At 71.2% G+C, this 24,130-nt stretch carries 24 protein-coding genes, 1 pseudogene and 1 riboswitch; of the genes and pseudogenes, 6 read left to right on the forward strand and 19 right to left on the reverse strand.

Translation table 11 applies throughout. The features are described from left to right. Window positions 1-59 precede the first annotated feature (59 nt). The 4 genes from fxsA to ABZ896_RS31135 all read right to left on the reverse strand — a co-directional run bounded on the left by fxsA (window position 60) and on the right by ABZ896_RS31135 (window position 4,193). Window positions 60-629, reverse strand: a complete 570-nt coding sequence (gene fxsA, locus ABZ896_RS31120) for an FxsA family membrane protein (protein ID WP_360936382.1) — start codon at window positions 627-629, stop codon at window positions 60-62. Window positions 630-701: 72 nt separating this feature from the next. After that, window positions 702-1,496, reverse strand: a complete 795-nt coding sequence (locus tag ABZ896_RS31125) for a polyprenol monophosphomannose synthase (protein WP_360936384.1) — start codon at window positions 1,494-1,496, stop codon at window positions 702-704. A gap of 546 nt (window positions 1,497-2,042) precedes the next feature. After that, window positions 2,043-3,632, reverse strand: coding sequence for an amidohydrolase (locus ABZ896_RS31130; protein WP_360936386.1), 1,590 nt, complete (start codon window positions 3,630-3,632; stop codon window positions 2,043-2,045). A gap of 120 nt (window positions 3,633-3,752) precedes the next feature. Then, on the reverse strand, window positions 3,753-4,193 hold the full coding sequence (locus tag ABZ896_RS31135) for an Lrp/AsnC family transcriptional regulator (protein WP_360936388.1): 441 nt from the start codon (window positions 4,191-4,193) through the stop codon (window positions 3,753-3,755). A 269-nt stretch (window positions 4,194-4,462) separates the two neighbouring features. Between ABZ896_RS31135 and ABZ896_RS31140 the strand changes: the two genes are divergently transcribed. Further along, window positions 4,463-4,909 carry a hypothetical protein gene (locus tag ABZ896_RS31140; protein WP_360936390.1) on the forward strand — a complete coding sequence of 149 codons (447 nt, stop codon included), beginning with the start codon at window positions 4,463-4,465 and terminating at the stop codon, window positions 4,907-4,909. A 25-nt stretch (window positions 4,910-4,934) separates the two neighbouring features. On the opposite strand, the gene ABZ896_RS31145 is transcribed toward ABZ896_RS31140, so the two are convergent. Together ABZ896_RS31145 and ABZ896_RS31150 are read right to left on the reverse strand one after the other, a co-directional pair. Beyond that, the gene (locus tag ABZ896_RS31145) at window positions 4,935-6,029 is read right to left on the reverse strand and encodes a phosphotransferase family protein (RefSeq protein ID WP_360936392.1); all 1,095 of its coding nucleotides are present in this window, start codon (window positions 6,027-6,029) and stop codon (window positions 4,935-4,937) included. A gap of 58 nt (window positions 6,030-6,087) precedes the next feature. Further along, window positions 6,088-7,203 carry a hypothetical protein gene (locus ABZ896_RS31150; RefSeq protein WP_360936394.1) on the reverse strand — a complete coding sequence of 372 codons (1,116 nt, stop codon included), beginning with the start codon at window positions 7,201-7,203 and terminating at the stop codon, window positions 6,088-6,090. A gap of 140 nt (window positions 7,204-7,343) precedes the next feature. Here ABZ896_RS31150 and ABZ896_RS31155 point away from each other — a divergent pair, with 140 nt between their 5' ends. Further along, a complete protein-coding gene (locus tag ABZ896_RS31155) occupies window positions 7,344-7,580 on the forward strand; it encodes a hypothetical protein (protein ID WP_360936396.1) in 237 nt (78 codons plus the stop codon). Here the strand turns inward: ABZ896_RS31155 and ABZ896_RS31160 are convergent. Continuing rightward, complete coding sequence (locus tag ABZ896_RS31160) at window positions 7,543-8,715, reverse strand: acyl-CoA dehydrogenase family protein (protein WP_360936398.1); 1,173 nt, start codon at window positions 8,713-8,715, stop codon at window positions 7,543-7,545. The two genes, ABZ896_RS31155 and ABZ896_RS31160, sit on opposite strands and share 38 nt — an antisense overlap. A 539-nt stretch (window positions 8,716-9,254) precedes the next feature. On the opposite strand from ABZ896_RS31160, the pseudogene ABZ896_RS31165 reads away from it, so the two are divergent. Further along, window positions 9,255-9,606, forward strand: a pseudogene (locus ABZ896_RS31165) (glycoside hydrolase family 18 protein); the annotation flags it as partial. A 70-nt stretch (window positions 9,607-9,676) separates the two neighbouring features. Here ABZ896_RS31165 and ABZ896_RS31170 read toward each other — a convergent pair. From ABZ896_RS31170 to ABZ896_RS31180, 3 genes are all read right to left on the reverse strand, one after another. Continuing rightward, the gene (locus ABZ896_RS31170) at window positions 9,677-10,351 is read right to left on the reverse strand and encodes a TetR/AcrR family transcriptional regulator (RefSeq protein WP_360936400.1); all 675 of its coding nucleotides are present in this window, start codon (window positions 10,349-10,351) and stop codon (window positions 9,677-9,679) included. Window positions 10,352-10,419: 68 nt separating this feature from the next. After that, complete coding sequence (locus tag ABZ896_RS31175) at window positions 10,420-10,566, reverse strand: SCO1431 family membrane protein (RefSeq protein ID WP_360936402.1); 147 nt, start codon at window positions 10,564-10,566, stop codon at window positions 10,420-10,422. 136 nt (window positions 10,567-10,702) lie between these two features. Continuing rightward, window positions 10,703-12,058, reverse strand: a complete 1,356-nt coding sequence (locus tag ABZ896_RS31180; RefSeq protein WP_360936404.1) for a peptidase C39 family protein — start codon at window positions 12,056-12,058, stop codon at window positions 10,703-10,705. A gap of 197 nt (window positions 12,059-12,255) precedes the next feature. Here ABZ896_RS31180 and ABZ896_RS31185 point away from each other — a divergent pair, with 197 nt between their 5' ends. Both ABZ896_RS31185 and ABZ896_RS31190 read left to right on the forward strand, forming a co-directional pair. Next, a complete protein-coding gene (locus tag ABZ896_RS31185; RefSeq protein WP_360936451.1) occupies window positions 12,256-12,876 on the forward strand; it encodes a hypothetical protein in 621 nt (206 codons plus the stop codon). Between the two features lie 432 nt (window positions 12,877-13,308). After that, complete coding sequence (locus ABZ896_RS31190) at window positions 13,309-15,174, forward strand: AAA family ATPase (RefSeq protein ID WP_360936406.1); 1,866 nt, start codon at window positions 13,309-13,311, stop codon at window positions 15,172-15,174. 187 nt (window positions 15,175-15,361) lie between these two features. On the opposite strand, the gene ABZ896_RS31195 is transcribed toward ABZ896_RS31190, so the two are convergent. From ABZ896_RS31195 to ABZ896_RS31235, 9 genes are all read right to left on the reverse strand, one after another. Continuing rightward, complete coding sequence (locus tag ABZ896_RS31195) at window positions 15,362-16,447, reverse strand: hemolysin family protein (protein WP_360936408.1); 1,086 nt, start codon at window positions 16,445-16,447, stop codon at window positions 15,362-15,364. Continuing rightward, complete coding sequence (locus ABZ896_RS31200) at window positions 16,444-17,778, reverse strand: hemolysin family protein (protein ID WP_360936410.1); 1,335 nt, start codon at window positions 17,776-17,778, stop codon at window positions 16,444-16,446. The genes ABZ896_RS31195 and ABZ896_RS31200 overlap by 4 nt, the downstream gene beginning before the upstream one ends. Before the next feature lie 154 nt (window positions 17,779-17,932). Then, complete coding sequence (locus ABZ896_RS31205) at window positions 17,933-18,379, reverse strand: PH domain-containing protein (RefSeq protein ID WP_360936412.1); 447 nt, start codon at window positions 18,377-18,379, stop codon at window positions 17,933-17,935. Between the two features lie 14 nt (window positions 18,380-18,393). Further along, window positions 18,394-19,242 (reverse strand): ATP phosphoribosyltransferase, encoded by an 849-nt coding sequence (hisG, locus tag ABZ896_RS31210; RefSeq protein ID WP_360936414.1) that lies wholly within the window; start codon window positions 19,240-19,242, stop codon window positions 18,394-18,396. Between the two features lie 47 nt (window positions 19,243-19,289). Continuing rightward, on the reverse strand, window positions 19,290-19,562 hold the full coding sequence (locus ABZ896_RS31215; RefSeq protein ID WP_018534786.1) for a phosphoribosyl-ATP diphosphatase: 273 nt from the start codon (window positions 19,560-19,562) through the stop codon (window positions 19,290-19,292). Window positions 19,563-19,596: 34 nt separating this feature from the next. Continuing rightward, a complete protein-coding gene (gene ribH, locus ABZ896_RS31220; RefSeq protein ID WP_020117407.1) occupies window positions 19,597-20,082 on the reverse strand; it encodes a 6,7-dimethyl-8-ribityllumazine synthase in 486 nt (161 codons plus the stop codon). Between the two features lie 35 nt (window positions 20,083-20,117). Next, the gene (locus tag ABZ896_RS31225; RefSeq protein ID WP_360936417.1) at window positions 20,118-21,407 is read right to left on the reverse strand and encodes a bifunctional 3,4-dihydroxy-2-butanone-4-phosphate synthase/GTP cyclohydrolase II; all 1,290 of its coding nucleotides are present in this window, start codon (window positions 21,405-21,407) and stop codon (window positions 20,118-20,120) included. Then, window positions 21,404-22,054: a nicotinamide mononucleotide transporter family protein gene (locus tag ABZ896_RS31230; protein ID WP_360936419.1), complete on the reverse strand. Its 651-nt coding sequence runs from the start codon at window positions 22,052-22,054 to the stop codon at window positions 21,404-21,406. Before ABZ896_RS31230 ends, ABZ896_RS31225 begins: the two co-directional genes overlap by 4 nt. Then, complete coding sequence (locus ABZ896_RS31235) at window positions 22,051-22,659, reverse strand: riboflavin synthase (RefSeq protein ID WP_360936421.1); 609 nt, start codon at window positions 22,657-22,659, stop codon at window positions 22,051-22,053. Before ABZ896_RS31235 ends, ABZ896_RS31230 begins: the two co-directional genes overlap by 4 nt. Before the next feature lie 155 nt (window positions 22,660-22,814). Beyond that, window positions 22,815-22,945, reverse strand: a riboswitch (FMN riboswitch). A 281-nt stretch (window positions 22,946-23,226) separates the two neighbouring features. Here ABZ896_RS31235 and ABZ896_RS31240 point away from each other — a divergent pair. Next, window positions 23,227-24,114 carry an RNA polymerase sigma-70 factor gene (locus ABZ896_RS31240; RefSeq protein WP_360936423.1) on the forward strand — a complete coding sequence of 296 codons (888 nt, stop codon included), beginning with the start codon at window positions 23,227-23,229 and terminating at the stop codon, window positions 24,112-24,114. The last annotated feature ends 16 nt before the right edge of the window (window positions 24,115-24,130 follow it).

Consider the following 24,130-nt stretch of genomic DNA (forward strand, 5'->3'; position numbering starts at 1 on the left):
CGTGTACGGCGCCCGCGGTTTCGTGCTGCCCGGTTCTGCCCGCCGGGCCCGGCGGGCCGTCAGCGGGTGAGCGGGGGCCTCGGCTCCCGCGGAGTGTCCTCCGGCCGGTCCCGGTCGTCGCGGACGACCTCGCCCTGGACCACCTTGCCGTCGGGGCGGTGCATCCGGGCCTGCTGGAAGGCGTCGCCCAGGGTGCCGGGGGCGGCCGCGCGGAGCTTGCGGTCGACGGTGCGCTCGGCGTAGCGGCCGATCGCCTTCTGGACCGGCGGGATCAGCAGGAGCAGCCCCACCGCGTCGGAGATCAGGCCGGGGATCATCAGGAGCAGGCCGCCCAGCATCATCAGGCCGTTGCCGCCGCCCTGGGAGTCCGAGGGGGCGCCGCCCCGCTGGAGCGCCTCGTTGAGGTTCCGGAAGGCGCGGCGGCCGGCCCGCTTGATGACCACCGAGCCGAACACGAACCCGGCGACCAGCAGCAGGAACACCGCGAATCCGCTCGCGGCGCCCGCCACCATGGTCAGCAGCCAGATCTCCAGCACCAGCCAGGCGGCGATGCCCAGCGGCAGGAAGGTGCGCAGTCGGGAGCGTGGGGGCCGGGCGGGGTACGTGGGAGTCGGAGCGCCAGTCGTCATGCGTCCAGTGTGCCTGGGCCCGGCTCAGCAGGGCATAAGGGGACGATCAACCGCGCCTGTGCGGTCGTAGGGCTAACGCTGTGGCGGCTTGGACCGGCCGGTGAGCTTTCCGACCCGCTCCCCCACGCCCCAGGTGGTGACCCGCCACAGGGCCTCGACGAGGATGTCGCGGCTCATCTTGGAGTCGCCGAGTTCACGCTCGACGAAGGTGATGGGGACCTCGACGACGTGGTAGCCGGCCTTGACGGCGCGGCGGGCGAGGTCGACCTGGAAGCAGTAGCCCTGGGAGGCGACGTCGTCGAGGCCGAGGCCTTGGAGGGTCTCGCTGCGGAAGGCGCGGTAGCCGCCGGTGATGTCCCGCAGGGGCAGGTCGAGGGCGACCCGGGAGTAGAGGCTGCCGCCGCGGGAGATGAACTCGCGGGACTTCGGCCAGTTCACGACCCTGCCGCCGGGCACCCAGCGGGAGCCGAGGACCAGGTCGGCGCCCTTGAGCGCGGTCAGCAGCCGGGGCAGCTCCTCGGGCTGGTGGGAGCCGTCGGCGTCCATCTCGACGAGGACGCCGTAGCCGTGCTCCAGGCCCCACTGGAAGCCCGCGAGGTAGGCGGCGCCGAGGCCCTCCTTGCCCTTGCGGTGCAGGACGTGGACGTGGTCGTCCTCGACGGCCACCTCGTCGGCGAACTTGCCGGTGCCGTCGGGGCTGTTGTCGTCGGCGACCAGGACGTGCGCGTCCGGGACGGCCGCCCGCACCCGTCCGACGATGCCCTTGATGTTCTCCGCCTCGTTGTAGGTCGGGATGATCACCAAAGCCGTGCCGAGCGGGCCGAACCGCCTCCCCTGTGCCGCGAGGGTCCCGTCGCCGTCGTTCACTGCTGCCCCTTCAAGTACGTACGCAGGCGTCCACCATAGTGGTCCGGGCCTGCGATGACGTGACAAGGCGTTCGTATGCTGGTGTCGTTTCCCTAAGAGTGGGGTAAGAGCACACTTTTCGGCCACCCCTTGAGCGGTTCCGGTCTACGGATGGGGGCCCGGCGCCCTTCGGGCCGACCTGGGACCCGCTGGCTGCGGATCGACCGAGAGCCGTTGTCTACTGAGCGCCCGGGCCCCACCCGGGTCACACCTTCCCGGCCCGACGGAACGTTCCCTCGCGGCGGCGCGGGCGCTGAGCCTGGCTGCCAGTGGCGGTGCCCCGGTGCGGCACACCGTCGCTGACTCAGCGGCGCCGCGACGAGTGGGGGAGGTTCCCCGGCCGGGCGTCCGGTGGTGGACTCGGCCGAACCTACCGGCCCGCTGCCGTCGCCTGTCAACAGTTGTTTGACCTGCGGCTCTGTCATCAACCCGCTGGTCAGTGCGGAGGATGCGCAGGTCGCGCGACAGGGCACAGGCGGGTGACCGGTTTCGCGCCACCCCCGGAGATCACTCGCCCGGCCGTACGAAAACCGCCCGTCCGCCGACCACCGTGCGCAGGCAGACGGGCAGGTCACGGCCGGGGGTGAGGTCGGGCAGACCGGGGGTGCCGGAGCGCGGGTCGGTGGACCAGCGGGCGACCCGGTCGTCGGGGGCCTGGACGACGAGTTCGTCGGTGCGCCACACGGCGTAGTCGGCGGGGGCGCCGGGCACCAGGACGCCGGCGTCGTCGCGGCCGACCGCCCGCCAGCCGCCGCGGGTGTGCGCGGTGAACGCGGCGCGCACGGAGACGCGGTGCTCCGGGGTGCGGTGGAAGGCGGCGGCACGGACCGTGCCCCACGGGTCGAGGGAGGTGACCGGGCTGTCGGAGCCGAAGGCGAGGGGCACACCGGCCCTCAGGAGGGCCGCGAAGGGGTTCAGGCGGGCGGCTCGCTCCGCGCCCAGGCGGCGGACGTACATGCCGTCCTCGCCGCCCCACAGGGCGTCGAAGGCGGGCTGCACGGACGCGGTGAGGCCCAGCTCGGCGAAGGCCGCGATCGCCTCCGGCGTGAGCAGCTCGGCGTGCTCGACGCGGTGCCGGGCGGCGCGGACGCGGGAGAGGCCCAGCTTCTCGGCGGCCGCCCGGACGCCCTCGACGACGGCGGTCACCGCGGCGTCGCCGATGGCGTGGAAGCCGGCCTGGAGGCCCTCCTCGGTGCACTCGGCGACATGGGCGGCGACGGCGGCCGCGTCCAGGTAGGCGATGCCGGTGTGGCCGGCGTCGGCGTACGGCTCGTGCAGGCACGCGGTGTGCGAGCCGAGGGCGCCGTCCACGAAGAGGTCACCGGCGGCGCCGCGCGCACCGAGTTCGCGGGCCTTGTCGACATTCTGCTCCGCCCAGTAGCCGACGACACGCGGGCCGGTTTCCTCGGCGGCGAGGCGCAGTAGGTCGGTGAAGTCGTCCTCCGAGGAGATCTCGGGGCCTGCGCATTCGTGAATCGTGCCGATGCCGAGGGAGGCCGCGTGGGCGAGGGCGGCGCGTTGCGCTTCCGCGCGCTGGGCCGGGGAGACCGAGGCGAGCGCCTTCGCGCGTACGGCGTGATGGGCGTCGGCCGTGAGCGGGCCCTCCACTGCGCCGAGGCCGGGGGTCAGATCCAGCAGGGCCGTCGTCGCCACCGCCGAGTGGACGTCGATGCGGCTCAGATAGAGGGGACGGCCGCCGGTGGCCTCGTCGAGTTCCGCACGGGTGGGAGGGCGGTGGTCGGGCCAGCGGGAGCTGTCCCAGCCGTGGCCCAGGAGGACGGGGTCGTTCGGGCGGGCCGCGGCGAACTCCCGTACGAGGGTCAGCGCCGCGTCCAGGGAGGGGGCGGTGGTCAGGTCGAGACCGGTCAGTGCGAGGCCGGTGGCCGTCGTGTGCACGTGTGCGTCGGTGAACGCGGGGGTGACCAGGGCGCCGTCCAGGTCGATCACTTCGTCGACGCCGTCCGCGAAGGCGTCCGCGGCGCCTTCCGAGCCGACCCAGGCGACTTGTCCTCGCTCCACGACCATCGCGGTGGCGAAAGGGTCGGCGGGGCTGTGGACTTCGCCTCGACGGAGGAGGACGGTCTGCTGTGCGGTCATGGGGGACAGTGTTTCAGGCGCCGTCCCGCCGCAGGGGCGCGGGCTGTGTCGCGACTACCGGTCTGATGTGGCTGGTCGCGCAGTTCCCCGCGCCCCTGAGTCGGCACAGCCGACCTTGGATCAGATGCGCGGTGGTCTCGCCTCGTACGGGGTCGACAGGACCACCGTCGTCCTGGTGGACACCCCCGCCAGGGCCCTCAGCCTGCCCAGCAGCTCCTCCAGCTCGTGCGGTGTGGCCACGCGCACCTTGAGGATGTAGTTCTCGTCGCCCGCCACACTGTGGCAGGCCTCGATCTCGGGGACGTCGGAGAGGCGGTCCGCGATGTCGTCGGGGGCGCTGGGGTCGAACGGTTTCACCGAGATGAAGGCGGTCATGGGCAGGCCCACCGCCTCCGGGTCCACGACCGCCGCGTAGCCGCGGATGACGCCGCGCTGCTCCAGTCGGCGCACCCGCTGGTGCACGGCCGACGTGGACAGGCCCGTGGCCTTGCCCAGGTCGGTGTAGCTCATCCGCCCGTCCTTGACGAGCAGCTGCACGATTTGTCGGTCCAGCTCCTCCATGGCGCAAGAACCTACAGTGCGGCTGATCTCCTCGGATACCTGAGCGGCCCAGGTCATGCCCTGTTCGTGATGTGGCCGGGAGTCACCCGTGCGCCGACCGGGGGACAAAGGGGCCGGGCCGGGCACCTGCGGGCGGCATGTGACGAAGGCCACACCCCGTGGCGAGTCTCCGTGATGGTCCCGTGATTACCGCCGTGACGGGACGGGAAGTGCTTGCTGTGGTCGAGGCCGCAGCGCCTTCACGGCCCCAGCCCGAGGGGGAGTTATCCATGCAGAGTCTTAAGCGCCCTGGTCGTACCGCGCCCAAGCGGCTCCAGGCGGTCGTCGAGCCCGAGCCGGAGGGCGTCGAACCCGACGCCTTCGACGAGGACGAACTCGACGCGTACGACACGTTCGAGATGTACCGGGTCGTGTGCCCGGACTGCGCGCAGTCCATCGCCCTGCTGGCGGACGAGGAGATCCTGCCGGAGCACGCGCTGTGCGCCTCTCCGTGGAACCCGTTCGGTCTCACGGTCTGCCGGGGCACCGGGCGCAAGGCCTCCGAGGCCCGCTCCGCGGACGAGTCGGCCGAGGTCCAGGAGCAGGACACGGCCCTGCTGTTGACGCTCCCTCAGGGGCTCGACTGGCGGATGCAGCCGTTCTCGCACGTCGGCGGACCGGGCTCGCGCCCCATCCGCGTCCCCGGGGTCCCCGTGATGCGGCGGCACGCCGCCTGAGCGTCTCCCGCGCCCCGCGCTTCGCTCAATCCCAGTAACTGCCCTGCACCATGGCTCGCAGGCTGTCGTGGTGCAGGATCAGTGTGTCCGGGTCCGCCGGTACGGTCACTTCCCCGAAGTACGCCTGGCGGTAGGCGATCCGCAGCATGACGATCGCGTGCCGCAGCGCCGCGTACAGCGTGAAGAAGTCCATGTCGTGCGGGGTGTGGCCGGTGAGTTCGGCGTAGCGGGCCTCGATCCGGTCGCGGCGCAGGAAGTCCGGCAGGCCGCGCTGACCGAAGGCCTCGGTCAGGTCCTGGAAGAAGCGGTGCAGGTAGACGGTCCAGCCGAGGTCGACCTCGCGCGGGGCCGGGGCCGCCATCTCCCAGTCCAGTACGGCGACGGGGTCGAAGCCGTCGTAGATCACGTTCCCGATGCGTGCGTCGCCCCAGGTGAGGACGGGCTGCCCCGGGTCGCGCGGCCAGAGTTCCTCCAGCCGGTCGAAGGCCCGCTCGATGAGCGGAGAGCGGGCGAGTCCGTCGACCACCCAGTCGTAGTAGGCGCGTTGTGCGGTGACGTGGCGGCGCAGGGAGTCGCCGTCGCCGGACAGGGTGAGGAACTCGGCCTGTTCGAGGGGCACTTGGTCGTGCAGGCGGGCCAACAGGCCGATCGAGGCCGCCTCCAGGTGCTCGCGCTCGGCGTCGCTCGCGACGTGCAGCCAGTTGCCCTCGTAGGTGTACGGCATGACGTCCGGCGGTACGCGGCCCTCGACGCGCTCCATGACGAAGAACGGCGCCCCGAGCGGGGCCGGATCCTCCTCCAGCCACTGCGTCTTGGGCACGGGAAGGTCCGTGAAGCGAGCCACCGTGGCCATCGTGCGGTACTGCCGGACCATGTCGTACACCGGGAAGACCGTGTACGCCGACGGATCCGCCGCCAGCCGCAACGCGCAGGCACGCAGGGGTGGTTCGGGGTGCTCGATGTCGAAGAGCAGGGTCTCGCTGGACATGCCGTTGGAGGCGGGGACCGTGACGTTCACGGCCTTCGCTCCCGGGAGCCGCGTGTGGAGCCAGGCGGTGAGGCGGCGGGCCAGTTCTTCCGGGTCGCGGGTGGTGGTGCGGGGGCGGGGTGCCGTGGCCATGTGGATCTGCCTCCTGCCATCGTCTCTTACGGCTCATCTCCCTTACGGCGCCACGGACTTACGGCGCCACGGAGTCGAAGCCGGTGAACCCGCTCGGGTCGTGGCGGCCGAACGAGCCGTGCTCGAAGATGCCGTGGCCGGTCCGGCCGTCGAGGCGGAAGCGGGCCGCGTGGTCGGTGACGCCGTAGGTCGCCAGGGGGTGCTCCTGCGAGAGGTCGTAGCTGCGCCGGTCGGTCCACTCGCGCCCCCGCCACGTGCCGTGCTGCCAGTCGTCGGCCGGCGGATATCCGGCGCCGAGCGCGAGCGGCGAGGAGGTGAGGATCTCCACGTCCAGCTGCGCCGGCTTGCGGAGGTCGCCGAGGTGGATGACGGCGCGCTCGGGGTGACGGGTGCCGGAGCGGTAGGTGATCTCGGGCTGGGGCCAGCCGAGTTGGCGGTCGCGGTGGCCGGGACGGACCAGGGTCGCGTCGTTCAGGGTGCGGTAGCCGTCGGCGTCCTCCTGGACGATCACCATGAGGAAGCGGTCCCCCAGGTGGATCGGGCACCAGATCCAGTGGAAGCCCTCGGTCGGATGGTCCTCGGCGAGCCGGCCGCCCTCCTCGCCGGGCACCGGGCGCACACCCCAGCTGCGGTCGCGGGTGCCGGTCCAGCGGGTGGGCGGCAGCTGGATCTCCCGTCCGCCGACGCGCAGCACGCCGTGGCACCGGCCCGCCTGGACGAACCGCCTGCCCTCCAGGGTGAGCCGGCCGCCGCGCCGTTGCTGGTGATGCGGCTCCCACAGCGGCGGGAAGTCCGCCGACCACCTGATCCTGAACGACAGTCCGTCCGGGTCGCCGGGGTCCGGGTCGCAGACGAGGAGGTACTCGCGCAGCGCCTGCGTCACACCGATGTGCAGGGGGCCGACGTCGAGCCGCATCCGGTCGTCGCCGAGCGCGTCCGAGGCCCGTACGGCGTGCAGGGTGTCGCCGATGCGGACTGTCGCATAGGCGTCGATCACCCCGAGGTTCGGGTAGACCCCGAGGCCCATGATGACGAGGGCCTCTCCCTCGTCGTCGACGACGTGGAAGATGCAGCGGTCGTAGGCGTTCCGGTCCCCCGTCGCCACGTGCTTCATCGACAGCGGGACCTGGTGCACGGGGTAGTCGTCGAGCGGTACGGGGCGGTCGTCGGCCATGGTCAACCTCCCTGCGGGACAGCTTGGCTGACGGTACGTCAGTCACCGTGCGGTGGCCATACGCGGGACCGGACGGCGGTGAACTCACGCTCGATTCCCGCGGCCGGTGACCGCATCCCCGCTCCCCGCGTTGCCCCGGTATGACCCCTACCTATGCGGCCCTTGCAGAATCGGTTCCCCCGGCCCCGCCGCCGTTCCGTCAGGGCCCGCCCCCTCCCCAGGACCCGCCGATCTACCGCGACCTGATGCACACCTGGGCGAGCGGTGGCCGCACCCTGCCGGGGCGCCACGACCCGGAGTGGATCCGGCTCGCAGCGCCGCAGGTCAGGCCGGGTCAGTTCAGCGCGTCTCCGGACCCGCGAGATGACGGGCGATGACCATCCGCTGGATCTGGTTGGTGCCCTCGACGATCTGGAGGACCTTCGCCTCGCGCATGTACCGCTCGGCCGGGAAGTCGGCGGTGTAGCCGTACCCGCCGAGGACCTGGACGGCGTCGGTGGTCACCTTCATCGCGGTGTCGGTGCAGTGCAGCTTGGCCATGGCCGCCTGCTTGGCGAACGGCCGTCCGGCATCGCGCAGTCGGGCCGCCGTCAGATACAGGGAACGGCCCGCCTCGATCTGGGTCGCCATGTCCGCGAGCATGAAGCGCAGCCCCTGGAAGTCGGCGATGGGCCGCCCGAACTGCTGCCGACCGGTCGCGTAGTCGACGGCCTCGTCGAGGGCCGCCTGGGCCAGCCCGATCGCGCAGGCCGCGATGCCGAGCCGCCCGGAGTCCAGCGCGGACAGCGCGATCGCGAAGCCCTGCCCCTCGTCGCCGATGCGCCGGTCGTCGCCGACCCGCACGCCGTCGAAGTGGACCTGCGCGGTGGGCGAGCCCTTCATGCCCATCTTCTTCTCGGGGGCCGCCGCGCTCAGGCCCGCCGCGTCGGCCGGGACCAGGAACGCGGTGATCCCGCGCGGGCCCTCCTCGCCGGTGCGGGCCATGACGGTGTAGAAGTCGGCGACCCCGCCGTGGGTGATCCAGGCCTTGGTGCCGGTGATGACCCAGTCGTCGCCGTCCCGGACCGCGCGGGTGCGCAGCGAGGCCGCGTCCGAGCCGGAGGAGGGCTCCGAGAGACAGTAGGCGCCGAGCAGTCCGCCGCCGAGCATCGCGGGCAGGTGCTCGACCTGCTGCTCCTTGGTGCCGTACATGGCGAGGGCGTAGGAGGCGAGGGTGTGCACGCTGACGCCGAGGCCGACGGTGAGGCGGGCGGCGGCGAGCTCTTCGAGGACCTGGAGGTAGACCTCGTACGGCTGGTCGGCGCCGCCGTGGTCCACGTCGTAGGGCAGGCCGAGCAGGCCGGTGCGGGAGAGCAGGGTGAAGATCTCGCGCGGGAAGTGTCCGGCGTCCTCCTCCTCGGCCGCCTTCGGGGCGATCTCACGCGCGGCGATGTCGCGGACGAGCGAGATCAGATCCCGGGCCTCGTCCGTGGGCAGTTGACGGTCCACCGGCTGCGGGGCGCGGTCGGGCATGGCGACGCTCTCCTCCCTGTAGGGCGCTGACGGACGCACGCCGTGGGGTGGGGCTGCTCCGCCGGATCTCACTGGGCGCCTGCCGCTGCTCGCGTCTCCCGGGTCACGGAAGCTGCTGACCAGCGACTGCGCCCTGTGAGTATGCCCGATCGAAGACACCCGGTCACCGGTTAACGACCGCTTACTTCAAGATATACCGGCCACTCACTGCACGCGATGTTCAGCAGAACGTGACGTGCAGCGCCGCAGTCTTCGCCAGGCTGCCGCTAAGGCACGAACCGGTTTATCCGGGGACACGGTTGTGGATGCGACCTCGGTACCGCGGCCGGCGGTACAGCGGACCGCGACGAGGTGTGAACGTCGACCGGAAAACTCCGGTCGCTCACGGCCGCGAAGGTGACCGAATGGGGCACCTACGGCCGCCGGACGTCCAGCTCGGACGTCCGGCCCACTCGCACCGGATACGCCTTCGCGCCGCCCGGTCTCGCCGACCTGGCTTCCTGCTGGGGGTCCGGGGGTTATCCCCCGGGAGATGCAGGGTGAAGAACTCCAAGTGGGCGGGTGCCTTCGACGGCATCGACATCGGCTGGGAGTAACCGAACGCCTGCGGCAACACCTGTGACACCAGCGGCAGGGCGCCTTCAAGAACCTGATGTCCGCGCTGCGTTCGAAGTTCGGCTCCGGCAGCCTGGCCACCGCGGCGATCACCGCAAGGGCAAGGGCAAGGGCCCGGCGACGGGGACCGTGGGTGGCACGGCGTACGCCAAGTGCGGCGGCGACTGGTGGAGTTACGACACCCCCGCGACCATCGCGACGAAGGTGACGTACAAGAACCAGCAGGGCTTGGGCGGTGACACCACCGGCGGCGAGCTGGTCAAGGCGATCAACTAGCTTGCCGCGCAGAGAACTTGGGGCGGGGGACCACGAGCCCCCGCCCCAACCCCGTTGCCGTGGGCGGCCGTCAGTCGGCGCGGCGGGCCGGGGTCGGGGTCGGGTAGGTCGGGTCCATCTCCTCGATGGCGCGCATGGAGGCGCCCAGGGTCTTCACCAGGAGGTCGCGCATGGTGTCGCGGGAGAGCTGGGGCGGGCGGTCGATCCAGTCGAGGGTGGCGCCCTCGACGCTGCACACCCAGGCGAACAGCCCCATACGGGCGACCGGCGAGATGTCGGTACGGCCGTACGCCCCCTGGGCGATCATCGCGACGATCGCCTCGCGCACGCCGTCCCGGATGGCGTGCACCTCGGCGTCGAAGCCGACCCCGCCGCTGACGACGGTCCGGTACGCGGACTGGTTGTGCTCGGCGTAGCGCAGATAGCTGTCGAGGGTGCGGTGGATGTGGTCCACCTGCCCGACTTCCTCCGCCAGTTCGAGGCCGCCCGCCGCGTAGGTGACCAGGTCGGCGACGGAGTCCTGGATGATCGCCAGGTAGTAGCCGCGCTTGGACTGGAAGTAGTAGTAGATCAGCCCCTTGGCCACATGCGCCTGGCGGGCGATGTCGTCCATGGAGAGCGCGTCGTAGGACGTGTCCGCGAACAACTTCCGCCCGATGGCGATGAGTTCGGCGCGGCGCGCAACCGAGCGCTCGGTGCCGCGGGCCCGTGGGCGGGCGGCTTCACGCTGATCACTGATATTCAATTTCGACCCTGGTCTCGGGCTGGGGGCGGCGGGACAAGCGCAGTATGGCAGGCCGATTATGGATCAGGTCACAGCAGTCCGAGCTGCGTGACGAGCATCGCGATCACCACGACGAGGGTCCAGCCCGCGAGGTGTTCGAGGACCTTGGGGCCGTCTTCCTGGGGGCCGCCGGTGCGGGTGCGCGGGCGGGCGGCGGTGGCGGGGTGTGCGGTCATGGCGTCTCGCTGATCTCGGTCGTACGGTCGGACTGGACGGTCTCCCCCACCGATCCGTCCACCTTGCCACCGCTTCGCCCTCTTGTGGCCGAGACCTTGGTCACAGGGCCCCGGTCGCCCGGGGCCCCGCACGGCGTCAGCCGACGCCCACCGCCGCGAGCGCCTTGCGCTGGCGCGGGGTCGGACAGGCCGGGAAGTACAGGTAGCAGACGCCACCGGTACCGGAGACGACCTTGCCACTGGCGTTGTACCGCTTGGTCCTGAGCCAGATGTTCTCCCACTCGCGCCGCTTGTAGACCCGCCGCACTTCCGGGTCGCTGGGCGAGGCAGGGTCGTTGGCGATCACATCGCCCTCGGCGGTGAAGCCGATCACGGTCATGAGGTGGCCGGAGGTGCCGTATCCCGCCCCGGTCAGCTCCTCCTTCAGGAACGACTGGGACGTGATGGCCGGGATGCCGGCCGCGATCAGGGTCTCAAGGTCGGTGAGCGAGCCGAGCCGGGTGACCACGCCCTGGAGGTCGTCGAAGGTGGCCGCGTAGGCCGCGTTGAACGGCCAGTTGCCGCAGCCCGCGTACTGGTAGTCGTAGGTGTAACGGGCCGCGTGGCAGACCTGCGGATCCGCGTACGACGGGTTCACCCAGGCCAGTTGCTCGGGGGTGAGCCGGCCGCCCCAGTACTCGATGATCATCTGCGAGGAGGTGGGGCTGCACCAGGCCTCGCCGCCGTTGTCGTACTCCGGGTACTGGCCCGCGTGGATCTCCTGCGAGTAGCGCGGGACGATCAGCTCCTGCGCGAGGCCGGGAGTGGAGGCCGGGACGGTGAAGCGGTCGGGGATGTCCGAGCCCATCGCGCCGAGCCGCCACACGGTCGGCGTGATCTTCGTGCCGGGCCTGCGGTACAGGGTCAGCCGGAGCCGGTACGACGCCAGCCGCAGCCCGGTCGCCGGGTCGTCGACGGCGAAGGTGTCGGTCCAGACGGTGCTCTTGCCGTCGGTCTGGTCGTCCACCGACGTGCGCTTGATGTCCCCGTCACCGGCGGCCCAGCGCCCCATCACGTACCAGGGGGTGTCCGTGCCGTCGGAGTAGGTCCCCTTGAGCTCGATCTGGATCCAGGTGCCGTCCGGGGTGTGCGCGTTCCAGGACGCGATCGCCTCGGTGGACGGCACGGCGAGCCGGTGGACCGGCGAGGTCCAGGTCGCGTACTCCCAGGCGGCGGTGGTGCCGGTGTGCGGGTCGGTGTACTGGACGGTGCCGACGGGGGCGCCGATCACCAGGCCGGGGCGGTCGCCCGCGACGGCCCGGGTGCCCTTCGCGGCGCCACCGCGCCAGTCGCTGTACGTGGTCCAGGCGCGGTTGTCGACCAAGCGGGCGGAGTCCTCGTCGGAGTCGGCGCCGGGCGCGGCGGCGGCCGCCGGGCCCGCACTGCCGGCGACGGCGGCGGCGACCGCGGCAGCAAGAACGGTTCTGCGGGACGGTCGTTCGGCTCTGCTCATATGCGGAAATTCCCCCAGGCGTGCGAGTCAGGTCGGTCCTTGCACAGTTGTGCGCCAACTATGGGCCAGAGGACATGCCCCTGCCAGTATTTCGCCCGCGCCACGCCCACCAAATATTGGTCTGGTCCACTGGCATGACCTGAGGCTTTCCCTCCGCTTTAGACTGGCCACACCCCTCCGAGCACCCAGGAACGACCATTCACGACCTCGCCTCCCGGCTCCGCCCGCTGCCCCCGTCCTGCGGCCCGGTCCGTCTGATCGCGATCGACGGGCACGCCGGCTCGGGCAAGACCACGTTCGCCGCCCGGCTGGCCGGCGCCCTCGACGACGCGCCCGTCCTGCACCTCGACGACATCGCGAGCCACGACGCGCTCTTCGGCTGGACCGCACGGCTCATGGACGAGGTGATCGAGCCGCTCCGCCACGGCCGGACCGCGCACTACGCCCCCTACGACTGGCACAGCCGCCGTCTCGGCCCGCCGCGGTCGCTGCCGCCGGCCCCGGTGATCCTCCTGGAGGGCGTCGGGGCGGGACGGCGGGCGCTGCGGCCGCACCTCGCGCACCTGCTGTGGATGGAGCTGCCCCGCGAGGAGTCCTGGGCCCGGGGACGCTCCCGGGACGGAGCGGAACAGCGGGAGTTCTGGGAGGGATGGGTCGAGGCGGAACGGCGACATTTCGCCGAAGACCCCTCCCGGCCCTTCGCCGATCTTCTGGTACGGCAGGGAATTGAGGGGTACGAGACAACTCCAGGGCCTGCCGGGGCCGTTGGACCGAGCCAGGATGTCACGCACGGTGACGGGCCGACGGCGATGTGTTGAACCTGTGAAGACCCTGGGTCCGGAACTTGCCTCAGTCCCCCAACTCGGCTTGACCGAGGGGCCGTACAGGTCTTACGTTCTGAACAGGCGGCCGTTCGAGGCCGCCCCACAGACGCGAAGCCCCCGGTTGTTCCCCCGTGATCGGGGGCTTCGTTCTGCCCTCCCCCACTTTTTCGGACGCCGTGTGATGCCGTTCGCTCACCCTCGGTCACCACACGAAGTGCGCCTCATCTGCTCCCACCTCGTCAAACGTCCTGTGCGGCACCCTTCGGTGGGCGACACCCGCGCGGGTACCATGCCCTCGGTGCGACCTACGGACAGCCGCTCTGCGCACTGTTGCAACTCCGGTCCGCGGCACAGCGGTTGGACGAAGGCGGCCACCGGGCGACGGCCCGGTGGTGAACCACGGGGGCACGGTTTGTGGGGGACGTGATGGATTTCGGCACGCGGGGCCCCGAGGCCCCGGCCGACCTCGCCTGGCTGCGAGGCGTGGACGCCTACACGATGGGCGCCTATCCGCAGGCGGAGGAGGAGTTCCGGGCCGCGGTGCGGATCGATCCCGGGATGGCCGACGGCTGGCTCGGACTGCACGCGCTGCGCGTCGACACGACGACCGCGCTGCTGCGGATGTTCCGGCACCGCGAGCGCTTCGGCGAGCAACGCGCACGCCACCGCCGTACCCTCAACTCCTGGTACTGGCTGGGCTGGTGGGTGCAGCCGGTGCTGGAGAGCCCGCGCGACCTGCTGCTCGCGCACGCCTCGCACTGGCTGGACGGCCGCCATGTCCCCGAGCTGGACCGGGCATTGGCGGGCCTACCGCCGGTGGACGCCGACCACCAGGTCCGCTTCCTGCACGCGTGCCGCGCCTATCTCGTCAAGGACTGGGAGCAACTGGTCCGGCACACCGACCCGTTGATCGACGACGCGCTGCTCGGCATCGAGGCCGGACTCTTCGGCGGCATGGCCCGGGTCCGGCTGGAGATGTACGGGCAGGCCGAACCGCTGCTGTCCTCGGCGCTGATGCGCTGTCGCAGCGAACAGCCCCAGCGCAAGGAGCTGCGCTACTGGCTCGCGCGGGCCCACGAGGGCACGGGCCGTTCTGCGGCCGCGCTCCCCCTCTACCGGGCCGTGCACCGCGTCGACCCCGCGTTCATGGACACCTCGGCCCGGCTCGCCGCGATCGCCGAGGGCGACGGGTACGACGACCCGGCCGACCTCGCGGCGATCACCCTCACCGGCCTCGGCCAGGACATGCTGGACGGGCCGGACGGCCTCGACCCGCTCTTCGGCACCGAGGGACGCGAACTCAAGCTCTCCGAACCGGAGTTGCCGCCCACCGGCCCGCTGCCGTCGATGACCGACCCGGCCGGGCGCGAGCGCTCGGGCAGCTTCGCGCAGTCGCTGCCCGCCGGGCCCACCGACCCCGTCCTGCTGGAGGAGGCGCTCACCGAACTGGAGCGCATGGTGGGTCTGGAGCCGGTGAAGCGCCAGGTCAAGGCGTTGTCCGCACAGTTGAACATGGCCCGGCTGCGGGCCGGGCAGGGTCTGCCGGTCCAGCCGCCCAAACGTCACTTCGTCTTCTCCGGCCCCTCCGGCACCGGCAAGACCACCGTGGCCCGCATCCTCGGCCGGGTCTTCTACGCGCTCGGCCTGCTCGGCGGCGACCACCTCGTGGAGGCCCAACGGGCCGACCTGGTCGGCGAGTACCTCGGCCAGACCGCGGTCAAGGCGAACGAACTGATCGACTCCGCCCTCGGCGGGGTGCTGTTCGTGGACGAGGCCTACTCGCTCTCCAACTCCGGTTACGGCAAAGGGGACGCGTACGGCGACGAGGCGCTCCAGGTGCTGCTGAAGCGGGCCGAGGACAACCGGGACCACCTGGTGGTGATCCTGGCCGGCTACCCCGAGGGCATGGACCGGCTGCTCGCCGCGAACCCCGGTCTGTCCTCGCGCTTCACCACCCGCGTCGACTTCCCCTCCTACCGTCCGCTCGAACTCACCTCCATCGGCGAGGTGTTGGCCGCGGAGAACGGCGACATCTGGGACGAGGAGGCGCTCGACGAACTGCGCTCCATCGCCGGGCACGTGGTGGACCAGGGGTGGATCGACGAGCTGGGCAACGGGCGGTTCCTGCGCACGCTGTACGAGAAGAGCTGCGCGTACCGGGATCTGCGGCTGTCGACCTACCCGGGAATGCTCACCCGGGACGACCTGTCGACCCTGCGGCTGCCCGACCTGATGCAGGCGTACGGCGAAGTGCTGTCGGGGCGGGGGCCGCAGGATCCGTCGGCGCTGTGAGGGGAGACAGGTCGCTGACGTCGCCGTAGGACATGACCTACGTGTGGGTGAGCAGGGCCGTTTCCAACTCGCGCAGCCACGCCGGTGGTTCGGCGCGGACGGCCGCCTTCGTGAGATGCGCCGTGCCGTCCCCCGGACCCCACTCGGGGGCGGACACCTGCCGTAGTCCGCCCCCGCAGGACGGGGCTCAGCCGGCGAGCGCCTCCTCGTGCGTCCCGCCGGACCGGGGCTCGGTCACCCGTACCTCCGTCACCAGCCGGTGCGCGGGGTCCCGTACCTCACCGACGAGGAGTTCCAGGACGTCCTCCAGGGCGACCAGGCCGAGCACCTTCCCGGACCCGTCCGCCACCTGTGCGAGGTGGGTGGCCGCCCGCCGCATCACCGTGAGGGCGTCGTCGAGCGGGAGGTCGGAGCGGAGCTTGGTCATGGGCCGCCAGATCTGCTGCGGCACCGCCCGCTCGGAGTCCTCCAGGTCGAGTACGTCCTTGACGTGCAGGTAGCCCATGAAGGCGCCGTTGTCCGCGGCGACCGGGAAGCGGGAGTAGCCGGTGCGGGCGGTGAGCCGGACGACCTGGCCCGGGGTGACGGAGGGGCTGACGGTCACCAGGGACTCGCGGCCGAGGAGCACGTCGGTGACCGGGCGGGAGCCCAGCTCCAGCGCGTCCTCCAGGCGTTCCTGCTCCTCGGGGTCGAGCAGTCCGGCCTGGCCGGAGTCCTCGACGAGCCGGTTGAGCTGCTCGCTGGTGAAGACGGCCTCGACCTCGTCCTTGGGCTCGACGTGGAAGAGCCGCAGGATGGCGGCCGCGCAGGCGCCGAGGGCCGCGGTGATCGGCCGGCACAGCCGCGCGAACCAGACCAGGCCGGGGCTGAGCCACAGGGCGGCCTTCTCCGGGGCGGCCATCGCGAGGTTCTTCGGGACCATCTCGCCGATAACGAGGTGGAAGAAGACGACCGCGGCGAGGGCGATCACATAGCCCAGCGGGTGGATCATGCCGTGCGGCAGGTGGACCCACTCGAAGACGGGCTCCAGCAGCTTGGCGACGGTCGGTTCGGCGACCGCGCCGAGGGTCAGCGAGCAGATCGTGATGCCGAACTGGGCCGCCGCCATCATCTGGGGAAGCCGCTCCAGGCCGTAGAGCACCTGGCGGGCCCGTGCGGTGCCGAGCGGTTCGATCTGGCTGCGGCGCACGGAGACTAGCGCGAACTCGGCGCCGACGAAGAAGCCGTTGGCGAGCACGAGCAGGGCGGCGAACAGGAGTTGGAGGACGCTCATCGGGCCGCCTCCATGACGTTGACCGCGGGGACCGTCCGTACCAGGCGGACGCGCTCGGCGCGGTAGTGGCCGACCTGGCGGACGGTGAGCCGCCAGCCGGGCAGTTCGGCCCGGTCGCCGACGGCGGGGATGCGGCCGAGCAGGTCGGCGACGAGTCCGGCGACCGTCTCGTACGGCCCCTCGGGCACGTCGAGGCCTATGCGCTGGAGGATGTCGACCCGGCAGCTGCCGTCGGCGTCCCAGGCGAGGCGGCCGTCCTCGGGCGGGGCGGCGGCGAGTTCGGGGACGTCCTGACCGTCGTGCTCGTCGCGGACCTCGCCGACGATCTCCTCGACGATGTCCTCCAGGGTGACCACGCCGGCCGTACCGCCGTACTCGTCGACGACGACGGCGATGGGCTGCTCGCTGCGCAGCTGGGCGAGCAGCGGCTGGACGGGGAGGGTCTCGGGCACCATCAGCGCGGGGCGCGCGATCCGGGCGACCGGGGTGCGCAGCCGCTCCCGCGGCGGGATCGCGAGGGCGTCCTTGAGATGGACCATGCCGACGACCTCGTCGATCTTCTCGCGGTAGACGGGGAAGCGGGACAGGCCGGTGGCGCGGGTGAGGTTGACGACGTCCTCGGCGGTCGCGGAGACCTGGAGGGCGCTGACCTTCACACGCGGGGTCATGACGTGCTGCGCGGTCAGTTCCGCGAGCGACAGGGTCCGTACGAAGAGGTCGGCGGTGTCCTGTTCCAGGGTGCCGGCCTGCGCGGAGTGGCGGGCGAGGGAGACGAGTTCGCCGGGGGTGCGGGCGGAGGCCAGCTCCTCGGCGGGCTCGATGCCCAGGGCCCGTACCAGCCGGTTGGCGACGGCGTTGAGCACCGCGATGACCGGGCGGAAGAGGCGGGCGAAGGCGTGCTGGGGGCCGGCGACGAAGCGGGCGACCTGCATGGGCTTGGAGACGGCCCAGTTCTTGGGCACGAGTTCGCCGATCACCATCTGCACGGCCGCGGCCAGCAGCATGCCGACGACCACGGCGACGCCGGAGGCCGCGCCCTCGGGGATGCCGACGGCCGTGAAGGGGCCCTGCAGCAGTTCCGCGAGCGCCGGTTCGGCGAGCATGCCGACGACGAGGGAGGTGATGGTGATGCCGAGCTGGGTGCCGGAGAGCTGGAAGGACAGCTCCTTGAGCGACTCGGCGACCCTGCGGGCCCTCCGGTCGCCTTCCGCGGCGGCTTTCTCGGCGTCCGTGGCCTCGACGGTGACGAGGCCGAACTCGGCCGCCACGAAGAAGCCGTTGGCGAGAATCAGCAGGAACGCCGCTCCGAGGAGCAGCAGGGGGATGGTCATGCCGCCGCCTCGATAGGTCGGGAGGGGGCGGCGCAGGTACTACAGGACGATCCGTCCATCGCTGGAGGGAGTCACTCCTCGGGTAGCAGGAACACGAAGCGGCGGAGGCGCCGGAAAAACGCCTCCGCCAACAGATTAATCAAGACACGGCCCTCTACGGCAGATCCCTCGGGGCACGATCCTCGACGAGCGCCCGCAGGGCACGGGCGTCGGCGATCGCGTGCTCCTTGGCGATGCCCGGCTGGATGCCGAGTGCGGGCAGGCTGGTGCCGTCGGTGAGGTTGAGGAAGACCCACGGGTCGCCGGGCCGGAGGTTGACCTGGACGATCTCGGCCCACTCCAGCCGGCGCCGGCTGGTGATGTTCTGCACGGTGACGCCGCTCTCGTCGGCGACGACCTTGACCCGGGCCAGCAGGAACAGGACACCGGCGAGGAGGGCGGCCGTGAAGACGAAGCTCAGGCGCTCTCCCGGGCCGAGCTGTTCCAGCAGCAGCGCGATCACCGTGATGGTCACGAAGATGGCGACACCGGCGGTCATCAGCACGACGCGGGTGCGTCCGGGCCGGAAGGTGACGGGCAGGGCGGGCGGTTCGGCGGACATCTGGCTGCGGCCCCTCAGAGACGGCAGGCGTGGATGGCCGTGGTCAGGATGGCCCGCGCGCCGATGTCGTACAGGTCGTCCATGATCCGCTGCGCCTCCTTGGCGGGGACCATCGCGCGGACGGCGACCCAGCCCTCGTTGTGCAGCGGGGAGACGGTCGGGGACTCCAGGCCGGGGGTGAGGGCGACGGCCTTCTCCAGCTGCTCGACCCGGCAGTCGTAGTCCATCATCACGTACGTCCGGGCCACCAGGACGCCCTGGAGGCGGCGCAGGAACTGCTGGACCTTGGGCTCGTCGGCGTCCGCGCCGGTGCGCCGGATGACGACGGCCTCGGACTTCATGATGGGCTCGCCGAAGACCTCGAGTCCCGCGTTGCGCAGGCTGGTGCCGGTCTCGACGACGTCCGCGATGACCTCGGCGACCCCGAGTTCGATCGCGGTCTCGACGGCGCCGTCGAGGTGGACGACGGAGGCCTCGATGCCGTGGTCGGCGAGGTGCCCGGCGACGATTCCCTCGTACGAGGTGGCAACGGTCCGGCCCTTGAGGTCCTCGACGCCGTTGGCCGTGCCCGGCTTGGCGGCGAAGCGGAAGGTGGAGCGGGCGAAGCCGAGCGGGAGGATCTCCTCGGCCTCGGCGCCGGAGTCGATCAGCAGGTCGCGGCCGGTGATGCCGATGTCGAGCTTGCCGGAGGAGACGTAGATCGCGATGTCGCGGGGGCGGAGGTAGAAGAACTCCACCTCGTTGACCGGGTCGACGATCCGCAGTTCCTTGGACTCGCGGCGCTGGCGGTAGCCGGCCTCATGCAGCATCTCCCCCGCGGGGCCTGACAGGGAACCCTTGTTGGGGACGGCGATGCGCAGCATGAGGCGAGCTTCCTTCGTTTCGTACGGGAATGAGGTGCGGGTACGGCTCAGAGGTGGGCGTAGACGTCGTCCAGCGAGATCCCGCGGGCGACCATCATCACCTGGACGTGGTAGAGCAGCTGCGAGATCTCCTCGGCGGCCGCCTCCTTGCCCTCGTACTCGGCGGCCATCCAGACCTCGGCGGCCTCTTCTACGACCTTCTTGCCGATGGCGTGGACACCCTTGCCGACCAGTTCCGCGGTGCGGGAGGTGGCGGGGTCGCCGGTGGCGGCCTTCTGCTGGAGCTCGGTGAAGAGCTCCTCGAACGTCTTATTGGACATGGTGGCGCCCACTTTACGCGTAAGCCCGGACCACCTAGTGCCACGGTTCAGATACTGAGCGGAGGGTGGCCGCCGTGGCCACCGCGGCGGTCACCGCCTCGTGCCCCTTGTCCTCGTTCGAGCCCTCGATGCCCGCCCGGTCCAGGGCCTGTTCCTCCGTGTCGCAGGTGAGGACGCCCATGCCGACGGGGACGCCGGTCTCCACGGACACCTGGGTGAGGCCCTGGGTGACGCCCTGGCAGACGTACTCGAAGTGCGGGGTGCCGCCGCGGATGACGACACCGAGGGCGACGATCGCGTCGTAGCCCCGCCCGGCCAGCACCTTGGCGACGACCGGCAGTTCCCAGCTGCCGGGGACCCTCAGCAGGGTCGGCTCGTCGATGCCGAGGTCGTGCAGGGCGCGCAGCGCGCCGTCGACCAGTCCGTCCATCACCTTCTCGTGCCACTGCGCCGCGATGACGGCGACCCGCAGGTCGCCCACGTTGCGTACGGACAGTTCGGGTGCGCCCTTGCCGCTCACGTTCTCGTGTCTCCCAGATCTTTTTCGGTTACGTCTTACTGGTTGCCGCAGGTGGCCACGGGGGCCGGGTCCAGCCAGGGCAGGTCGTGGCCCATCCGGTCCCGCTTGGTGCGCAGATAGCGGAGGTTGTGCTCGCCCGCCTGGACGGGCATCGGCTCCCGGCCCACGACCTCGATGCCGTGGCGCAGGAGCGCGTCGGACTTCTCGGGGTTGTTGGTCATCAGGCGCACACTGCGCACGCCGAGATCCTCGAGTATCTGCGCGCCCGCGCCGTAGTCCCGGGCGTCGGCGGGCAGGCCGAGCTCCAGGTTGGCGTCGAGGGTGTCGCGGCCCTGCTCCTGGAGTTCGTACGCCCGCAGCTTGGAGAGCAGGCCGATGCCGCGCCCCTCGTGGCCGCGGAGGTAGACGACCACTCCCCTGCCCTCGGTCTGGATGCGCTCCAGGGAGGCCTCCAGCTGGGGGCCGCAGTCGCAGCGCAGGGAGCTGAAGACGTCGCCGGTGAGGCACTCGGAGTGGATCCGGACCACGACGTCCGTGCCGTCGCCGATCTCGCCGTGGACGAGGGCGACGTGCTCGACGCCGTCGACGGTGGAGCGGTAGCCGTACGCCGTGAAGGTGCCGTGGGCGGTGGGCAGCCGGGTCTCTGCCTCGCGGCGGACGGTGGGTTCGGCGGCCCGGCGGTAGGCGATCAGGTCCTCGATGGAGACGATCGTCAGGCCGTGCTTGCGGGCGAAGGGGATCAGCTCGGGGAGACGCAGCATCCGGCCGTCCTCGCCGGCGATCTCGACGATGGCACCGGCGGGACGCAGGCCCGCGAGGCGGGCGAGGTCGACGGCGGCCTCGGTGTGGCCGTTGCGGACGAGCACGCCGCCGGGCCGGGCGCGGAGCGGGAAGATGTGGCCGGGGCGGACGAAGTCGTCGGCGTGGGCGTCGCCGCTCGCCAGGAGCCGCAGCGTGGTGGCGCGGTCGGATGCCGAGATGCCGGTGCTCACACCGTGAACGGCGGATGCGTCCACGGAGACTGTGAACGCGGTTTTCATCGACTCGGTGTTGTCGTCGACCATCTGCGGGAGCCTGAGCCGGTCCAGTTCCTCGCCCTCCATGGGGGCGCAGATCAGGCCGCGGCACTCGCTCATCATGAAGGCGACGATCTCGGGGGTGATCTTCTCGGCGGCGACGACGAGGTCGCCCTCGTTCTCGCGGTCCTCGTCGTCGACGACCACGATCGGGCGGCCGGCCGCGATGTCCGCGATCGCCTGCTCGATCGGGTCGAGGGACCAGTCCTCGAAGCCGTCGGTGCTGTACAGGATCGGTGCCGAGGTCATGCCGGCGCTCCTTCCATGACGGGCCGCGCGGAGTTGCGGGAGCGCAGCCACCAGTCGCGCATGCCCCACAGGACGAGTGCGCCGTAGATGACGTAGACGAAGCCGGAGAAGGCGTAGCCGTTGGCGAAGTTGAGGGGGACGCCGACCAGGTCGACCAGGAGCCAGGCGAACCAGAACTCGACCATGCCGCGCGCCTGCGCGTACATGGCGACGACGGTGCCGACGAATATGTAGGCGTCCGGCCAGGGGTCCCAGGACAGGGACGGGTACGCCTTGAAGAGCAGCGCGACGGCGACGGTGCCGACGGCGGCGGCGCCGACGAGGGCGCCGCGCTCGCGCCAGGTGGCGAAGCGGGGGGTGATGTGACCGTCCCCGCCGTCCTCGGCGCGGCCCTTGTTGCGGTTCCACTGCCACCAGCCGAACAGCGCGACGGCCATGACGACCGCCTGCTTGCCCGCGCTGCCGGTGAGGTGGCCGTAGAAGGCGCCGAAGAGGATGAGCCCGGAGGCGAACTGGACCGGCCAGCTCCAGAGGTTGCGCCGCCAGCCGAGCGCGAGGGCGATCAGGCCGAGGATGTTGCCGATCATGTCCGACCAGAGGATGTGCTGGCCGAACAGGGTGAAGGCCTCGGAGTTGAGGGAGTTCACTTCCCGGCCCCCTGACCGCTGCTCGCGAGCAGGCGCTCCACGTACTTGGCGACGACGTCGACCTCGAGGTTGACCGGGTCGCCGGGCTGCTTGAGGCCGAGCGTGGTCAGGGCGAGGGTGGTCGGGATGAGGCTGACCGTGAAGTAGTCGGGGCCCGCGTCGACGACGGTCAGGCTGATGCCGTCGACCGTGATCGAGCCCTTCTCGACGACGTAGCGCGTGAGGTCGGCGGGGAGGGAGACCTTGACGATCTCCCAGTTCTCGGAGGGCTTGCGCTCCAGGACCCGGCCGGTGCCGTCCACATGGCCCTGCACGATGTGCCCGCCGAGGCGCGCGCCCACGGCCATCGGGCGTTCGAGGTTGACGCGGGAGCCTTCGGCGAGGGCGCCGAGGCTGGAGCGGTCGAGGGTCTCGGCCATGACGTCGGCGGTGAACCAGTCGGCGTCGAACTCGACGACGGTGAGGCAGACGCCGTTGACGGCGATGGAGTCCCCGTGCTTCGCGCCCTCGGTGACAACGGGGCCGCGCACTCGGAAACGACAGGAGTCACCGAGGTTCTCGACGGCGGTGATCTCACCCAGTTCTTCGACGATTCCGGTGAACACTTCCCGGGTCCTCCCTGCCTCATTCGGGCACGGACTCCGGGGCCTGTCGATGACGACAGAATGAGCGAGCGAGGACACCGGGGGCGACGCCGGACGGACCCGTCCCTGGCGGGACAGACCTGATACGGCGGCGCGCACACGAGGATGCCCGCCCGCCGCGCACTGCCTCCCATCCGGACTTTAACCGTCGGTCCAGGAATTTCACCTGGTCAACCGGCCGCTGGAAGCGGTCGGGTCGCGGACTGTAACCGCCGGTTCGGACTTTCACCGACCCCGGAGTGCGCTGCTTCTGGTACGGAACCAGTCTGCCACGCCTGATCGAGGTCCATACGGGTGAAGTGTGTGGGGTGGCTCACAGGCGCTCTCGCTGGACTTCTCAACCATTGACGTAATGGTCTAGTCCTTTCTAGGGTCACGGTGTTCCTTCTTAGGGTCACGGTGTTCCTTTTAGAGGTCGCGGTGCGTGGACACCCGTTCAGACGGGCCCGGCGGCGGTGACGACGGCCCTTGCCCGCCGCCGGGTCTCCCCCTCTGGCAGGGTGACGGACTTCTGGCAGGGTGACGGTCATGACCACCGCGACCGCCGAGGAGTTCGAGAGCCACCGCCCCCGGCTGTTCGGCCTGGCGTACCGGATGCTCGGCTCCGCCGACGAGGCCGAGGACACCGTCCAGGACGCGTATCTGCGCTTCAGCGGCGCCGACCGGGCCGGCATCGAGCACCCGGCGGCCTGGCTCGCCAAGGTCGTCACCAACCTCTGCCTCAACCGGCTGACCTCGGCACGCGCGCGGCGCGAGCAGTACGTCGGGAGCTGGCTGCCGGAGCCCGTGGTCACCTCCGACGGCACGCTCGGCCCCCTGGAGTCGGCCGAGCAGCGGGACGCGGTGTCCACGGCGCTGCTACTTCTCCTGGAGCGCCTGACCCCGACCGAGCGGGCGGTGTACGTGCTGCGCGAGGCCTTCGCCTACGGCTACCGGGAGATCGCCGGGGTGCTGGACCTGTCCGAGGCGAACTGCCGTCAGCTGCACCGGCGGGCGGCGCTGCGGGTGGGCGAGCCGGACTCCCGTTTCTCGCCGACGCCCGAGCACCGGGACGAGCTGGTCACGTCCTTCGTCGTGGCGGCCCGCGAGGGCGATCTGGCCGGCCTGGAGAAGCTGCTCGCGGCCGACGCGACCTGGTGGAGCGACGGCGGCGGCAAGGTGTCCGCGGCCCGGCGGCCCGTCGAGGGACGCGAGAAGGTCGTCCGGTTCGTGCTGGGCGCGCTGGAGAAGTGGGGACCGGGCCTGCGTTTCGTACCGGCCGAGGTCAACGGCGCGAGCGCGATGACGGTCTGGGAGGGCGACTCCCTGCGCATCGTGATCACGATCCAACTCCGCGACGGGGTGATCGAGGCGATGCACGCCGTACTCAACCCGGACAAGCTGCGGTACGCGGAGCGCCAGCTGCTCGGTTCCTAGGTCGCGTCCGCAAAGT

Source organism: Streptomyces sp. NPDC047072, assembly GCF_040643855.1.
Lineage (GTDB): Bacteria > Actinomycetota > Actinomycetes > Streptomycetales > Streptomycetaceae > Streptomyces.

Bases quoted from the DNA above. Each gene is read 5' to 3' on its own strand.
- fxsA (WP_360936382.1), bottom strand. From the start codon at position 629: ATGACGACTGGCGCTCCGACTCCCACGTACCCCGCCCGGCCCCCACGC.
- ABZ896_RS31215 (WP_018534786.1), bottom strand. From the start codon at position 19,562: ATGTCCAATAAGACGTTCGAGGAGCTCTTCACCGAGCTCCAGCAGAAG.
- ABZ896_RS31135 (WP_360936388.1), bottom strand. From the start codon at position 4,193: ATGGAGGAGCTGGACCGACAAATCGTGCAGCTGCTCGTCAAGGACGGG.
- ABZ896_RS31150 (WP_360936394.1), bottom strand. From the start codon at position 7,203: ATGGCCGACGACCGCCCCGTACCGCTCGACGACTACCCCGTGCACCAG.
- ABZ896_RS31195 (WP_360936408.1), bottom strand. From the start codon at position 16,447: ATGAGCGTCCTCCAACTCCTGTTCGCCGCCCTGCTCGTGCTCGCCAAC.
- ABZ896_RS31175 (WP_360936402.1), bottom strand. From the start codon at position 10,566: ATGACCGCACACCCCGCCACCGCCGCCCGCCCGCGCACCCGCACCGGC.
- ABZ896_RS31200 (WP_360936410.1), bottom strand. From the start codon at position 17,778: ATGACCATCCCCCTGCTGCTCCTCGGAGCGGCGTTCCTGCTGATTCTC.
- ABZ896_RS31130 (WP_360936386.1), bottom strand. From the start codon at position 3,632: ATGACCGCACAGCAGACCGTCCTCCTCCGTCGAGGCGAAGTCCACAGC.
- ABZ896_RS31205 (WP_360936412.1), bottom strand. From the start codon at position 18,379: ATGTCCGCCGAACCGCCCGCCCTGCCCGTCACCTTCCGGCCCGGACGC.
- ABZ896_RS31155 (WP_360936396.1), top strand. From the start codon at position 7,344: ATGACCCCTACCTATGCGGCCCTTGCAGAATCGGTTCCCCCGGCCCCG.
- ABZ896_RS31160 (WP_360936398.1), bottom strand. From the start codon at position 8,715: ATGCCCGACCGCGCCCCGCAGCCGGTGGACCGTCAACTGCCCACGGAC.
- ABZ896_RS31190 (WP_360936406.1), top strand. From the start codon at position 13,309: ATGGATTTCGGCACGCGGGGCCCCGAGGCCCCGGCCGACCTCGCCTGG.
- ABZ896_RS31180 (WP_360936404.1), bottom strand. From the start codon at position 12,058: ATGAGCAGAGCCGAACGACCGTCCCGCAGAACCGTTCTTGCTGCCGCG.
- ABZ896_RS31225 (WP_360936417.1), bottom strand. From the start codon at position 21,407: ATGACCTCGGCACCGATCCTGTACAGCACCGACGGCTTCGAGGACTGG.
- ABZ896_RS31145 (WP_360936392.1), bottom strand. From the start codon at position 6,029: ATGGCCACGGCACCCCGCCCCCGCACCACCACCCGCGACCCGGAAGAA.
- ABZ896_RS31240 (WP_360936423.1), top strand. From the start codon at position 23,227: ATGACCACCGCGACCGCCGAGGAGTTCGAGAGCCACCGCCCCCGGCTG.
- hisG (WP_360936414.1), bottom strand. From the start codon at position 19,242: ATGCTGCGCATCGCCGTCCCCAACAAGGGTTCCCTGTCAGGCCCCGCG.
- ABZ896_RS31140 (WP_360936390.1), top strand. From the start codon at position 4,463: ATGCAGAGTCTTAAGCGCCCTGGTCGTACCGCGCCCAAGCGGCTCCAG.